Source organism: Psychroflexus aestuariivivens (assembly GCF_004010055.1).
Taxonomy (GTDB): domain Bacteria; phylum Bacteroidota; class Bacteroidia; order Flavobacteriales; family Flavobacteriaceae; genus Psychroflexus; species Psychroflexus aestuariivivens.
The window spans coordinates 48,515-62,846 of sequence record NZ_RQVT01000001.1; the positions used below are offsets into that span (position 1 = coordinate 48,515).

At 32.6% G+C, this 14,332-nt stretch carries 12 protein-coding genes; 5 read left to right on the top strand and 7 right to left on the bottom strand.

The window, feature by feature from the left end; all coding sequences use genetic code 11:
- Positions 1-3 precede the first annotated feature (3 nt).
- Together EIG86_RS00235 and EIG86_RS00240 are read right to left on the bottom strand one after the other, a co-directional pair.
- Positions 4-885, bottom strand: a complete 882-nt coding sequence (locus EIG86_RS00235) for a hypothetical protein (RefSeq protein ID WP_127844148.1) — start codon at positions 883-885, stop codon at positions 4-6.
- Positions 866-1,834 carry a stage II sporulation protein M gene (locus EIG86_RS00240; RefSeq protein WP_127844149.1) on the bottom strand — a complete coding sequence of 323 codons (969 nt, stop codon included), beginning with the start codon at positions 1,832-1,834 and terminating at the stop codon, positions 866-868. The genes EIG86_RS00235 and EIG86_RS00240 overlap by 20 nt, the downstream gene beginning before the upstream one ends.
- A gap of 31 nt (positions 1,835-1,865) precedes the next feature.
- On the opposite strand from EIG86_RS00240, the gene EIG86_RS00245 reads away from it, so the two are divergent.
- Both EIG86_RS00245 and EIG86_RS00250 read left to right on the top strand, forming a co-directional pair.
- A complete protein-coding gene (locus tag EIG86_RS00245) occupies positions 1,866-2,579 on the top strand; it encodes an RDD family protein (RefSeq protein WP_127844150.1) in 714 nt (237 codons plus the stop codon).
- Positions 2,579-3,208, top strand: coding sequence for a trimeric intracellular cation channel family protein (locus tag EIG86_RS00250; RefSeq protein WP_127844151.1), 630 nt, complete (start codon positions 2,579-2,581; stop codon positions 3,206-3,208). Before EIG86_RS00245 ends, EIG86_RS00250 begins: the two co-directional genes overlap by 1 nt.
- Here the strand turns inward: EIG86_RS00250 and EIG86_RS00255 are convergent, their stop codons facing one another.
- Complete coding sequence (locus EIG86_RS00255) at positions 3,209-3,928, bottom strand: peptidylprolyl isomerase (RefSeq protein WP_127844152.1); 720 nt, start codon at positions 3,926-3,928, stop codon at positions 3,209-3,211.
- On the opposite strand from EIG86_RS00255, the gene EIG86_RS00260 reads away from it, so the two are divergent.
- Positions 3,916-4,557 (top strand): NUDIX hydrolase, encoded by a 642-nt coding sequence (locus EIG86_RS00260; RefSeq protein ID WP_127844153.1) that lies wholly within the window; start codon positions 3,916-3,918, stop codon positions 4,555-4,557. The genes EIG86_RS00255 and EIG86_RS00260 overlap by 13 nt on opposite strands.
- Positions 4,558-4,592: 35 nt before the next feature.
- Entirely contained in the window at positions 4,593-5,405 is an 813-nt protein-coding gene (locus tag EIG86_RS00265; protein ID WP_127844154.1) for a lysophospholipid acyltransferase family protein, read from the top strand.
- A 9-nt stretch (positions 5,406-5,414) separates the two neighbouring features.
- Here the strand turns inward: EIG86_RS00265 and EIG86_RS00270 are convergent, their stop codons facing one another.
- From EIG86_RS00270 to EIG86_RS00280, 3 genes are all read right to left on the bottom strand, one after another.
- Positions 5,415-6,995 (bottom strand): NAD(P)/FAD-dependent oxidoreductase, encoded by a 1,581-nt coding sequence (locus EIG86_RS00270; RefSeq protein WP_127844155.1) that lies wholly within the window; start codon positions 6,993-6,995, stop codon positions 5,415-5,417.
- Positions 6,996-7,127: 132 nt separating this feature from the next.
- A complete protein-coding gene (locus EIG86_RS00275) occupies positions 7,128-10,190 on the bottom strand; it encodes a T9SS type A sorting domain-containing protein (protein ID WP_240032142.1) in 3,063 nt (1,020 codons plus the stop codon).
- 633 nt (positions 10,191-10,823) lie between these two features.
- On the bottom strand, positions 10,824-11,273 hold the full coding sequence (locus tag EIG86_RS00280) for a hypothetical protein (RefSeq protein ID WP_127844156.1): 450 nt from the start codon (positions 11,271-11,273) through the stop codon (positions 10,824-10,826).
- A gap of 326 nt (positions 11,274-11,599) precedes the next feature.
- Between EIG86_RS00280 and EIG86_RS00285 the strand changes: the two genes are divergently transcribed.
- Positions 11,600-12,121 (top strand): hypothetical protein, encoded by a 522-nt coding sequence (locus tag EIG86_RS00285; RefSeq protein WP_127844157.1) that lies wholly within the window; start codon positions 11,600-11,602, stop codon positions 12,119-12,121.
- 199 nt (positions 12,122-12,320) lie between these two features.
- Here the strand turns inward: EIG86_RS00285 and EIG86_RS00290 are convergent, their stop codons facing one another.
- The gene (locus EIG86_RS00290) at positions 12,321-14,114 is read right to left on the bottom strand and encodes an SLC13 family permease (protein WP_127844158.1); all 1,794 of its coding nucleotides are present in this window, start codon (positions 14,112-14,114) and stop codon (positions 12,321-12,323) included.
- Positions 14,115-14,332: the final 218 nt, after the last annotated feature.

The following is a 14,332-nucleotide window of genomic DNA, read 5'->3' on the forward strand; positions in this document are numbered from 1 at the left end:
TATTTAAGCATTTCCTATCTGATCGATGTCTTCCAAAGTACCAGTTTTGTTATGAATTTCATTTAAGTTAAAATATATAAAACTCAATGCGATAATTGTAACTAAACCTAAAATATATTGCGCCAAATTACCGATTACATTAAACACAATATAAAGTGCATTTGAACTTAAATCCACTAACACAGTTGATGGGTCTTCACTTTGTAATTTTGTGAAGGTTTCCATAGCCGTAAGAATAACGGCAGGAAGTTGAAATACAGAACTGATGACAGATATTAAAATACCTATAACTAAAATGGTAGCAAATGTAATCCACCAATTGTCTTTGATCAATTTAAAAGATTCAGTAACTGCATCAGAAAATCCCTTATTTTGGAAAATCATGACATAAACTACTAAGCTGAAAGGCACCATAAGATAAATTCCAGGTAAAAAACAAAGCATAAAGGCAACTATTAAAATGATTCCGATGAGGACAATCACACCACTCATTTTAAGAAACTTTTGGTTGACAAGGTCTCGAACTTCATCTTCATTAATTTCACCTTGATTATTCACATAACTTTTTATCAATCCAGATATCGTACAAATCGTTAAGCTATAGTAAACAATACTCAAAACAATCATTGCTATGAAAGCAATTCCCAAGTTAGGAAGAAGTTCGCTTAGGAAAGAGGAGTTTCCAAATTGTGAACCAGTTGTTATATTTAAACTCTGGTATTGGTAGTAAGTGCTTGCAGCGACCAAAAGCAAAAGTACAACACCAACATGCCTGAAATAAAGGCGGAATATTGCTTTATATTCATTTCTAATAAAAGCAAAAGTATCTGAAATTGTAGCGCCTAAATCTCTTTTTTGTTTGAATTTAATGTAGTTGTTGTTCATGTTTTTTGTGGATAAGAATTGGTAAAATAACGTAATAATATAGAATTAGCGCCAAAGACGATGAAATAATTAAAATTGCCAACCAATCTGGCATATTGGTAAGTCGAGTTACAAAACCTTCCAAAAATCCTGCAATTATAAAGAAAGGGATTGTACTAATCACAATTTTCAAACCGTCTTTTGCGCTTTTTGCAAAAGATTGCAATCTTGTATAAGTTCCCGGAAATAAAATGCCTTTTCCAAGAACAAGTCCGGCACAAGCCGCCACAATAATTACAGAGATTTCTATGGTTCCATGAATCCAGATTGTCCTCGCTGATTCCCAAAGTAAACCTTGATCGTAGAAAAAATACTGAAATGAACCTAGCATAACGGCATTTTGAATAACAATAAAAACAGTTCCTAGTCCAAATATAATTCCAGCAACAAATGCAAAAAGAGAGACTTTGATATTATTTACTGTAATTCCCAAAAACATATCAGTTTGATTGGCGTCTTTGTAAACTGCCATTGGATCGCCCTTGTTGATGTTATCTATTGTAGAATTGACATATGCATCGCCTAGAATCAATCTGACAAAAGAAGCATCGTTTGAGGCAGAATATGCGCCAACGATACTAAAAAGAAGAAACACACCAAACGCAAGCAAGAGTTGTTTTTGATATTGATAGAAAAATAAGGGAAATTCTTTGGTATAAAATTTAATAAACCGATTTTTTGACTCTTTCTTTGTTTTGTAAATTTTCTGGTGAGCCAATACCGAAAGTTCATTCAGATACTGATGAGTCTGGCTTCCTTGATAAAATGTTTGTGCATAATTGAGATCTTCAGTCATCATAATGTACAATTTTGAAATCTCATCTGGAGAGACTTGAATATTATTTTGAAGAATATTTTCAAATCTTAACCAATTATCTTTATTTTGCTTGACAAAAGCCGCTTCTCGCATTTTTATAAATTTAGCCAAAGAAAAGCAATTCATGAGTAATTTTCAAATAGAAACCGCACAAAATGTAAAGATTCAACAAAATGTAGCTACCGTATGGGACAGAATTTTAGCTTATATTATAGATTTACTGATTATTTTTGCTTACGCAATAGTCACAAGTCTAATAGCTTCATCGTTAATTGGCAATCCTTTTGAGAATTATGCTTCAATTTTAGTTATTGGTTTACCTCCCTTTTTATACCATCTACTTTTTGAAACTTTCATGAATGGACAGAGTCCAGGAAAAACAGCTTTAAAAATTCGCGTGACCAATTTGGATGGAACACCTCCTGTTTTTTCAGGCTATTTATTACGTTGGTTGTTGCGTTTTATTGACATCAATCTCGCTAGTGGTGGTATTGCTATAGCTGTAATTTTACTAAACGGTAAAGGTCAACGCTTAGGAGATCTTGCAGCCAAAACTACGGTGATTTCAGAAAAACGTAAAACCAGTTTATGGCAAACCCCAAATTTGGAGTTGTCAGAAAATTACTCTCCACAATATCCTCAGGTCACAGTTTTTGAAGATAAAGATATTAGAAAAATAAAATCGATTTACGATGGTGCTAAAAGGCGTGGAGAACATAACATAATTGTCAAATTGAGCCAAAAAGTTGCATCAACCATGAATGTTGAACCTAAAGAGAAGCCAATTATATTTATTGAAATAATATTGAAAGATTACACTTTTTACACACAAAACTGATGGATTTTACATTATTGCTCGATATTTTAGGTGTTATCGCATTTTCCATCTCAGGTGTATTGACTTCATTAAGAAAGCGAATGGACGCTTTCGGAATTTTGATTATAGCATTTGTAACTTCTATTGGTGGCGGTACTATTCGTGATGTTCTTATAGGTAATCAAGTGATGTGGATGCGAGAAATGACCTATGTTTATGTAATTATTGTAACCGCAATTTTAGCTGTTATTTTCAGGAAAAAGTTGTCTTATTTACGCAAATCACTTTTTCTGTTTGATACTTTGGGTATAGGATTATATACAGTTGTTGGTGTAGAAAAAGGGATTTCAGCAGGATTGCCACCAATAATTTGCGTAGCTATTGGTACGATAAGTGCCTGTTTTGGCGGCGTTATTCGGGATATATTATGCAACGAAATTCCTGAGATTTTCAAAAAAGAAATTTATGCCACAGCTTGTATTTTAGGAGGTTTAAGTTACTTTGTAATGCTGAAACTTAATTTCCCTGAAGGATTAATTTTTTTATTGTCTGGTTTGGTTGTAATTCTTGTACGCTTAGCCGCGGTAATTTTCAAAATTTCCTTGCCAACAATTTATAAAAAAGACGAAAACATCGAGGATTATTGGTAATTAACGACTTACAGTTACTTCCATTTCAATATTAGACAAAGGCCATTCACTGTCATCAGTCTTTACAGCGTCAATTTTTTCAACCACATCCATTCCTTCAGTAACACGACCGAAAACGGTATGATCCTCATCCAAATGGTGAGCGCCTTGTTTTGCAGTTACTATAAAAAACTCAAAAGGGGAGGACGCATTGCTAACATTTTGTTCAGTATATTTTGCCGCAGAAACCGCACCATAATTATGTCTATGTATGCTTTTGAATTCGTTTGGAATCAAATAATCACCAACAGCTTCTCTAAAATCATGCGTAGCTTGTCTATCGCTATTGCCGCCTTGAATTACAAAATCTTCAGAAACTCTGTGAAAAACTGTAGTGTCAAAATATCCCAATTTAGCCAACCTTACGAAATTCGCTCGATGTAATTTTGGTCCAGCAAAAAGTTGCATTTTGAAGTCGCCAAACTTTGTAGAAACGGTAACAATAGTTTCAGTGTTATCAACTCCATATTGTCTCAAAAATGGAATTAATTCTTCTTGCTTGAGTGTTTTAATTTTACTTAAATCAGTATCGGTTTTTCCATTTGAAGGAATTTTAACATCAATATCTTTTTTTGTAAATCTTCCATTTTGACTTCCGTTTGAAGTTTTATCTTTGTCTGATTGACATGCGCTAAGCATGAAAATAAATATTAAGCTAATAATAAAATATGGAGTTTTCATCTTTTTTAAATTTGGTTTCAAAAGTAAAAAAAAATGCGTTGCCTGGAGAAGAATTTCAATACCAAATGGCGCCAATGTTTAGGCAAAATGAGTTAAAAAATATCAAACCAAATAATAATCCAAATGAAGCAGGAGTTTTAGCTTTACTTTATCCTAAAAAAGGCATCGCATATATGGCTTTCATTTTAAGAAAAACCTATAAGGGTGTGCATTCTAACCAAATTGGATTTCCTGGCGGTCGTGTAGAGCCTGAGGATGAAAATTTCTTGGAAACAGCACTGAGAGAAACTGAAGAAGAAATCGGTGTAAGTGCTGAAAAAATTGAACCTATTCGGGCTTTAACCGATTTGTATATTCCGCCGTCAAATTTTTTGGTGCATCCTTTTTTGGGTTATGTGGACTATTCGCCGAAATTTATTTTGCAAGAATCGGAAGTCGAAAGTCTATTAGAAATTCCACTGTCAGATTGCTTAGACAAATCTAAAATAAAGCAAGAAATGATAAATGCTTCCTATTCAAAACAGATCGAAGTACCAGCATTCAATTTCGATGGAAAAATTGTTTGGGGAGCTACTGCAATGATTTTAAGTGAAATACGTGAAATATTTAATCGGCTGGACGAAATTTAGAAAAAATGTATATTTGTGCTCTCAATTTTTAATTCATGGGCTTGTTCAAAAAAAATCCATTTGGTCATTATTTAATTCTAAAAAAATGGCTGATAAGAATTATGGGGGCTTTAACCCATAGGCGTTACCGTGGGTTTAACGATTTACAAATTGAAGGTTCAGAAATCATTAAAGATTTGCCAGATACAAATGTTTTATTTGTCTCGAACCATCAAACCTATTTTGCAGATGTTGTAGCAATGTACCACGTCTTCAACGCAAGTTTGAGCGGAAGAGTAGACAACATACAAAATGTAGGTTATTTATGGGATCCAAAACTTAATATTTATTATGTTGCTGCCAAGGAAACAATGAAAGGTGGTTTCTTACCAAAACTTTTAGCTTATGCCGGTTCTGTAAGTATAGATAGAACTTGGAGAGCAGCAGGGCAATCTGTAAATCGACAAGTGAAAATGAGTGATATTTCTAATATTGGCAAAGCCTTGGACGATGGTTGGGTCATTACTTTTCCACAAGGAACGACAAAACCATGGAAACCCATTCGTAAAGGAACAGCATTTATTATTAAAAAATATAAACCTATCGTTATTCCTATTGTGATAGATGGTTTTAGACGATCTTTTGACAAAAAGGGAATTCGCATCAAAAAGCGCAATATACTTCAATCAATGATTATTAAGGATCCACTTAAAATTGATTATGAAAATGAATCTGTGGAGAGCATTATTGAAAAAATAGAATATGCGATAGAACAACACCCTTCATTCTTAAAAGTGATTCCTGAATCTGAAATAAAAGCAGAGGAAGAGTTGAATGAAAAACGTCGATACAGTGCAAAAAATGAATAATTTTCTAAATTAGAATTTAGTTTGTTTTACATTTTGCATTACTTTTTCAGCGCATTTTTCACCATCGATAGCAGCAGATATAATTCCTCCTGCAAAACCAGCACCTTCACCACAAGGAAACAAACCTTTGATTTCCGGGTGTTCAAGACTTTCTGTATCTCTAGGAATTCTAACTGGTGATGATGTTCTAGATTCTGTTGCTAAAATTATAGCTTCAGGATGATCAAAACCTTTCATCTTTTTAGAAAAAGCAATAAATCCTTGTCTTAAGCGATTGACTATAGCTTTAGGAAAAATATCGTCCATTTCTACAGAAGTCACTCCAGGTTGATAGGAGCATTTTGGTAAGTAATCTGACTTCCGCTGTCTAATAAAATCTGATAGAGCTTGTGCTGGTGCTTTTTGTGTTCGACCTGCTTTTTCCCAGCATATTTTTTCAATATATTCTTGAAATTTTAAACCTTTTAAAGGACCAAATTTTTCAAAATCTTTCAAGTTTTCGTCATCTATGGTCACTACAATGCCAGAATTTGCAAATGGATTGTTTCTTTTGGAAGGCGACCATCCATTCGTCACAACTTCTCCTGGTGTAGTTGCACAAGGCGCAATAATTCCGCCTGGACACATACAAAATGAATACACGCCTTTGCCGTCGACTTGTTCAACAAGGCTGTAAGCTGCTGGCGGTAAATATTCGGGTCTATTTTCAGTTTTATATTGAATCTGGTCTATTAATTGCTGCGGATGTTCAACCCGAACGCCCAACGCAAAAGTTTTAGATTCAATTTTAATATTTCTTTTATGAAGTAAATAATAAATATCTCGAGCAGAATGACCTGTTGCCAAAATCACGTGATCTGCGAATATTTGATTTTCACTATTAACAGTTACTCCTTTTATTTTTTGGTTTTCTATAATAAAATCAGTCAGTTTGGTATTGAAATGAATCTCACCACCAAAACTGATTAGAGTATCTCTCATATTAGCGATTATTTTTGGTAGCTTATTTGTGCCAATGTGAGGATGTGCATCAATTAAGATGTCTTCATCCGCGCCATGCTGAACAAAAGTTTCTAAAATTGAATTGATATGTTTTTTTCTACCTGATCTTGTATATAATTTCCCATCGGAATATGTGCCAGCTCCGCCTTCTCCAAAGCAGTAGTTCGATTCTGGATTTACGATATGTTCTTTATTGATTTTTGCCAAATCAATTCGTCTAGAACGTACATCTTTGCCACGTTCAATAACAATAGGTTTAATTCCTAAACTGAGCAATTTTAGAGCTGCAAAGAGTCCAGCTGGACCGCTTCCAACTACAATTGTTTTAGATGAATTGTCATCAACTTTTTGGTAAGGTTTTTCTTCAATTTTTGGCCAAATTATAGAGCTTCCCTTTAATTCATAAGCTATTTTTAATTGAAAAATAATATTCCGATGACGTGCATCAATTGAACGTTTGATGATTTTAAATTTATGAATTTCATCTTTATGTATCTTGAGTTCTTTTGATAAAGCAGATTTTAATAATTCGTCTTTATTTGCAGTTTCTGGAGTTACACGTAGATTTATAGTTGGGAGTGTATTCATTGAAAAAATATAACATGCAAAGATAATTAAATTTCATTTTGAATATAGAATGCTTCACATTCATTCAAAAAAAAAAGCTGTCTTTTCAAAAGACAGCTTTTTAAGCCTAAACCTAAACTTAAATATAAAGACTTATTTTATAATTACTTTTTTAGTCACTTGTTGGCCATCGCTGTTTATTTTCACGAAATAAACTCCAGAATTCAACTCATAGGTATTAACTTTTATTTCTTCTTGAAAATCAGATTCAATTGATTTTACAGATTGACCAATGCTATTGAAAATTTCAACTTTAGTTTCGCTGCTTCCTAAAATTCTACCTTTGATAGTAAAATAACCGTTTGTAGATGGGTTAGGGAAGAGGCTAAAGTCATTATCATTCAATTCAAAATCGCCTTCAGATAAAGTTGTTTGTTCAAAAACAACTTTAAAACGGTCATAATTTACAGATCCTGGAATTGAAGAATCAATTGTAAAAGGAATATTATTTACACCATCGTTCAGTTCATGGTCGACGTTTGTGTATGTATCTCTAAGATAAATATTATAATTTGGCATATCTTCAACTTCAACTTTCATGGTATAATCTGAATCTCTGTAGTTGCCAATCCAAAAACCAAACATTTGGTTGTCTTCTGGAAAAGGTCTTTTTTCAATAGCCAAATAACTTCCGTTGGATTCAATACCAATGGTTTCATCATCATTCCAAAATTTAAGGGCATCGTCATTACCAACTTCAGCATCGAACATTGCACCAAACTTAAAACGCACACCGTCCATTAATTCATTGTTTGAATTTTTGATGATGCTCAAGTCAACTTTAGAATTTGAATTCACACTAAAGACTTGATTTGTTAAGGTTTGACTAGTTTTAAATGATTCTTTGAAAGTTAGAGTAGGAACTTCACCAGGTTGAATTGTTCTAGAAGTTTGAACAAATCCAGCTTGATTTGGTTGTAAAAATCTATATTTTCCATCACCTGTAATGTTATTATTATCTGGATTGTTAGGAATATATTGAACAGGCTCAGCATCTAAATCTACAGTAACATATCCACCTCTATTTCCTAAATTCGGATTGTAGGCGTAGTAAAAATTCTTATTCAAATTGTTTGAACTGTTAGCCAAAGTTTCTTTCATATCAACTTCAGCTTGGTATGGATTACCAATCAATGAAAAACCATCAGGATTTGGATTAAGATCATCATCTATATTTACATCTCCAGTCAAAACAGTTCCAAGAGAACGTAATCTTGTCGGACTTCCCATCGCAGTATTATTAGACCAAACATTTGTACTTCTGTCGCCTCTAATTAAAATACCATAAGCTTTTCCAGCTTCTAAAGTGTTGTTGATAGTACTGTTGATAGTCGTCCAAGAACCGTTTTGCGCATTCCAAGTAAATAATGAAGGATTTCCTGTAAGTGTAGCATCAAATCCGTTTTGTCCGTTTACACTTCCTGTGATATGCGTTCCATATCCAGGTTTTGGGTTTTGGTTTAGACTAAAATCATTGACTGTGTTATTCACACCTTCTTGCCAGTTTTCGTTGATAGACGTCGTTGTGTTGACAGATGTTGTCATATATCTAAACGCTCTATTATTCAATGGAATATAGCGCTCAATCATAACATCACCAACTATAGTATTTCCGTTTTCAATTTCACTAATAATAGCGGTAGTATTTGAATTTGACTTAAAAGTCACCAAATTATTGATTGGATCACTATAATCGTAGTTTGTAACTAAATTACCACTAACTAAATTTAGAGAATTAAAGATGTCTATATTACCAGAAACAAGGTTAAGATTATTACCATTATCGATTGATAGGTTGTAAAGTATTGTTTTGTTTAATGTTGAAAAGTTTTGATTTTGTGATCCTTTGAAAGCTAAAGTAGAGTTTCCAGGATTATAAAAACCATTATTTTCAAAATTTCCATAAACCTCTATTAGTGACTCATTAGTCTGTGAAACGCTAGCGCCACTAACTATGATTAGGTCTTTCATTTCAACATCTTCTGAAAAAACAGGATCGTTTGGAGTAATATTTATAGTTACATCAATGTCTTTTGTTGGAAAACCGTTACTCCAGTTATTAACATTTTCAGCATCCGAAGAAACAACACCAATCCAAACTGTTGGCTCAGAAGCGCATTCGTCAGTACCTATTGTTCCGTTAAGCACCCAATTGGATGGAATTTGTGAAAAATTTGGAATTGAAATACCGCTTTCACCGTTGGCTGTAATTTGACCGCCCCAACCGTTTACGTTGCCATTCAAAGTTATTGTATTACAACCTGAATTAGATTCGATTAGTCCAGCATGGTTTGTTAGATTATTGAAAATTATTTCTTCACCAAACTGAATTGTTCCTGTTGAATTTATTTGTGTACTTCCAGAAATTTCAAAACCACCATTTGCAGTGATTATTCCATTCCAAACATTTAAATTACCACCAACAGTAAAATTATTTTCTATGGTTAATGTTGCATTACTAGAGTTACTTTCTAAGTCTCCTGATATATTTAAAACACCTGAAATATTAGAATAAGCATCATTTCTAAATATTTGATTGAAGTTTATTTCACCGCTAGAATTAATAGAGCCAAAAGAATTAGCTAAGTTGCCTTCAAAAGTTGTGGTTCCTTCATTATTCAAAGTGAAATTACTTCCCATTTGTTTTTCCCAACTGCTATTGTCAACTGTTAAAACACTTCCATCATAAACATTTATCAAACCACTATCAAAATTTGTATCTCCACCAATTAGATTGGTTGTTGCACCATCATAAGAATGTAAAATTCCATTTTGAAATTTTACAACCGCTGTAAGCGTACCATAATTATTTATTACTGAATTATTCTTAATTTTAATTGTGACATTGTTTCCATGGTTGAAAGTACCGTAGTTATTTATTTTAATACCATTCCCACTATTAGGCCAGTTGAGACCTTGAGAATTAAAAGTCACACCTTCACCAATACATAAAGTTGAGTTGTTGCCAACGTTTTTCCAACTTGCATTATAAGTGAAGTTACCAGCCAAACAAATTGTTTTGTTGTTCAAAGCACCGTTAGGCCAATTGTCGTTTGGACTGTCTAAAACATAATCACAATTACAATCTGAAGGTAAATCTTGAGCAATTGTGAAATTGAAAACAAAAAATAGAATAGATAAAAATAAATATTTCATGATAATTCTGAATTTTGATACAAAAATATTATGCATGCTCAGTAATTAATTTTATATTTTGCTCGAGTTTCACTTATATTGCTATTTAGTTTCTTAATTATTGCTAAAATTTGGTTGGAAGGATAATATTGTTTTCTAATAACTTAAATACTCAAATACTACGACTGCTTTGCTTTTAGAAATCAGTATTACATCACTTTTGTAAGAATATTATAACAATAATTATGTACTATAAGTTAATCGAATCTCAAATCTCAAAACTTATTAGATATATTTATATTTCACTTTATTTAATACTGGATTTCATTTTCTATTTTGAAAATTACTGTTCGAAAATGAATTATAACTAAACAATCGACTTAAGAGATTCTAGTGGAAATATTGTGTAAATAATCAGAACTTAAAACTTGAAATTCTTTAAGGGACTGTTTTACAGGTAGGTAATGAGTTGGTAGAAAACTAAGATATAAATAATCGAAACAGATTATTAGCTATAAAGGTAAAAAAATACGAATCAAAAGCTATGACAGAAGAGCTACATATGTTTTTCTAAAAATGACTGGATTACCTGTCGAATTGCTAACTATCAGAAAATATGAAATACAACAATAGCCTAAATCATTTTTGTCAATTTCAAATTACTTTTTCTATTACAAAGGAATTTCCATTGAAGGTAACATTGTCTCCCACGCATTTACCAATTAATAATTGACCAATTGGCGTACCTATAGAAATGGCATAAACAGTTTTTCCGTCAGCTTGCAAAGCACCAAGACTCACCGCTATAAAATAATGAGCTTTGGAAGTAAACACCAAACTCCCAAGACCTACTTTACCTAGTCTTTCTTCGGTATTAATTTTGGAAAGTGTCGTTCTCAATTTATCGATTTCTGCCAGTTGCTTTCCTGTTTTCTCAAGTTCTATCTGAAGCATTGCCCGACCTGTTTCATGCTTATCACCAGCACTGCTTTTAGTTTCAGAAGTTAGACTGTTTTGAATATCAGCCATCTGATTTTGAATGATTTTCCTACGATTTTCTAGGAGTTGGACGCACTGCTGATGTAAACTAACTTTAAGATTCATGGGATAGATTTAAGTATCAAATTCGGCTCAATATAAGATACTACATACAAAATTAGAATTTCGTTTCAATAAAATAATTCTGAAATTCTTCTGGTAACATTTCAGAATTTTTAAATTGACTTCAAATTTGATAAATGAAATTAAAAAAGTAGAATAAGTAAGAGAGGCCAAAGTAAATTTTTCATCCTATTGCGCCATTCAGTTTAATAGTGATTATTCAATAGAATTCTTCTTGGCTTGACTCGAAGAAGTTGATTATTTTTTAACATAATTTCAAATTCAAAAAAAAATTATTTAAATTAAAGTTCAATTAAAAAACAAAAATCATGAAAAATCTACCAACAAAAAATGTATTGACTCTGGCTATGAGCTTATTAGCTTTTATTTTTATTGCCTGTGACAGCAACCCAGTGGAAAGTGAAGAATATAAAGCAATGGTGACTGAACACGAAGAATTGATGGGAAATCAGGATTTTATGAAAGAAACCTATAAAAAAATGGAAGAGATGCATGAATTTATGAAGGAAAAATCTGATAATTATTCAGATATGCCAGAGATGGATAGCATCCATTCAGCTTTGAGAGATAAGCACCAGAATATTCTTGTTCAGCATTATAAAACAATCCAGTTCCACGAAGACCTACTTAAGAAACATGATAAATTGATAGAAAAACATGCCTCTGAAGAAGTCGAATTGGAAACCTTTGAATTTGAGTTTGATAATATTTTAGAAGAACAAAAACAAATGAAGGAAAAGCACCAAAAAATGAAAGAAGAACATGAAATGTTGAGAAACGAACATGACCAGATGATAGAAGCTCATTCTTCGGCGAAGGAAGAAATCTGATAATAAATAACATTTTTAAATCTATGAAAAAGGTATGTTAAACATACCTTTTTTTATTCTGAATTTGCCCCTGACAAACTTTAATCTTCTTCGAAACATTGATTAATGCTTTACTCAATTTAAAACATCTATACGAATAACCTGAATTTATTTAATAGAACTCAGCTTCATAATGATTTATATTAATGAAATCTAAACATTAAAATCCGTAGAAAACTGGAATCATAAAGGTTGCTATAATCCAGAATATAATATTGAGTATTGTCCCAACTTTAAGAAAATCCTTAAAATTGTATTTACCAGCACTATAAACCATTGTGTTGGTTTGATAGCCTACAGGTGTCATAAAACTGGCTGAACCTGCAAAAGCAATTGCCATAAGAAAAGGAATAGGACTTAAGTCAAGACTATTAGCAGTAGCAATAGCTATTGGAGCTAAAAGGGCTGCAGCAGCGTTATTAGTCATAAGTTCAGTAAGCAATGAAGTAAGTAAATATAAGCCTGACAACACTGCGATAGGTCCCCAAAGATCTAGACGCTGAAACATACTTTCAGCTATAAGTTGATCTAGCCCAGAATTAGCCATTGCAGTTCCTAAACTCAGAGCTCCTGCTAGAAGAAAAATCACTTTCCAATCAATTGCTTTATAAAGTTTTTTCATATTAAGAATTCCTAGTAATACTAGCATTGAAACTCCCGCAATTGCTGCTGTCATTATGTCTAAGAAACCAAGGCTTGCAGAACCAATAACTCCAATTATTACTGCTAAAACTATATAAAAGTTCCTTTTATTGAAAGAAACGATTTTGTCTTCAGAAAGAATAGCAAGAGGTGCTTCAGCTTCTTTAGCCATTTCCTCGATATTTTCTTTAAAACTATTCCTAACTTCAGCCAGAATAACATCACCAGCCTTAAGTTTGATATCAGAAAGATTTTCATTAGTTACTCCTTTGCGTTGTCTCACAGCTAATGGAATAGCTCTGAAACGACCTTTGAAGTTGGTATCACCCAGTTTTTTTCCTGCCAGCGGCGAATTTGCAACAATGATTAGTTCCATGAGAGAAGAGTTTTTCATTTCCTCTTCTACGTTAGTAATATCAATTTTAAAGTAATCATTTTTTTCTGCCCATTTTTTCAGTTTTTTTATTTTATCACCTGAGCATCTTACCTTTATAATATCACCTTCCTGAAGTTGCATCTCTTTTGAAGGTAGAGAAAAGTTTTTATCACCTCGGCTTACTTCTAAGCTATCTAGATTCATTTTTATCAATTCAGAAATCTCAGGTTTCCCTTCTTTTTCGTTATCTTTTAATTCTGCTAGTTTTATTTCAGTCAGATAATCTTTCATTCCAAATTTCTCACTCAGGTTTTTCTCTTCTTTTTTCTTTGGGATTAAGCGTATTCCTATAAATAACATGTAAAGTATGCCTACAACAAGAAATATTAGTCCTATTGGAGTAAGTTGAAACATAGAAATAGGCTCCAGATTTTCTTTTTCAGCAATGCCGCTGACCAAAATATTTGTTGAAGTTCCCACCAAAGTGCAAGTCCCACCAAAGATGGAAGCAAAAGACAAAGGGATAAGTAGCTTGTTAGGCGGATAACCAGAAGAATTAGCAATCTTTATGACTACCGGAATAAAAACAGCGACAACTGGAGTATTATTAATAAAAGCAGATATTACGGCGATGAGAATCATCATTAAAATCATTCCCTGATTGAAATTATTCTCAAATACTTTAGATAATTTTTGTGCCAGAAATTGTAATGCACCAGTTTGAAGCATCGCGGCACTCAGGGCAAACATAAAAGCTACCGTGATAGTCGCATTGTTACTAAAACCTTCGACGCCTTGCTGTGGGGTTATTACACCTGTTATCACTAAAGCAACTATAATTAGAAGTGCTACCAAATCTACACGAATAACTTCGGTAGCAAAGAGAACCATTGCTCCAGCAATTACGCACAAGGTTATAATCACGTCTACCGTCATTATTTATTTTAAATTTTTAGCATCTGAAACTTATGTTCAATAAGTGTTTCAACTTTTCAAGCGTTATTTTCTGTGACTTTTTAAAGATAAAAGTTTTTTATAAACTTTTCAAAAGTATAAGTTATTGATTAAGCTTTGAAAAAAAATATTTTACTGATTTTATTGTAAAAAAATCACAAATACAAACAGAAAAAAGTAGGTTTTTGAGTTTTTATCTA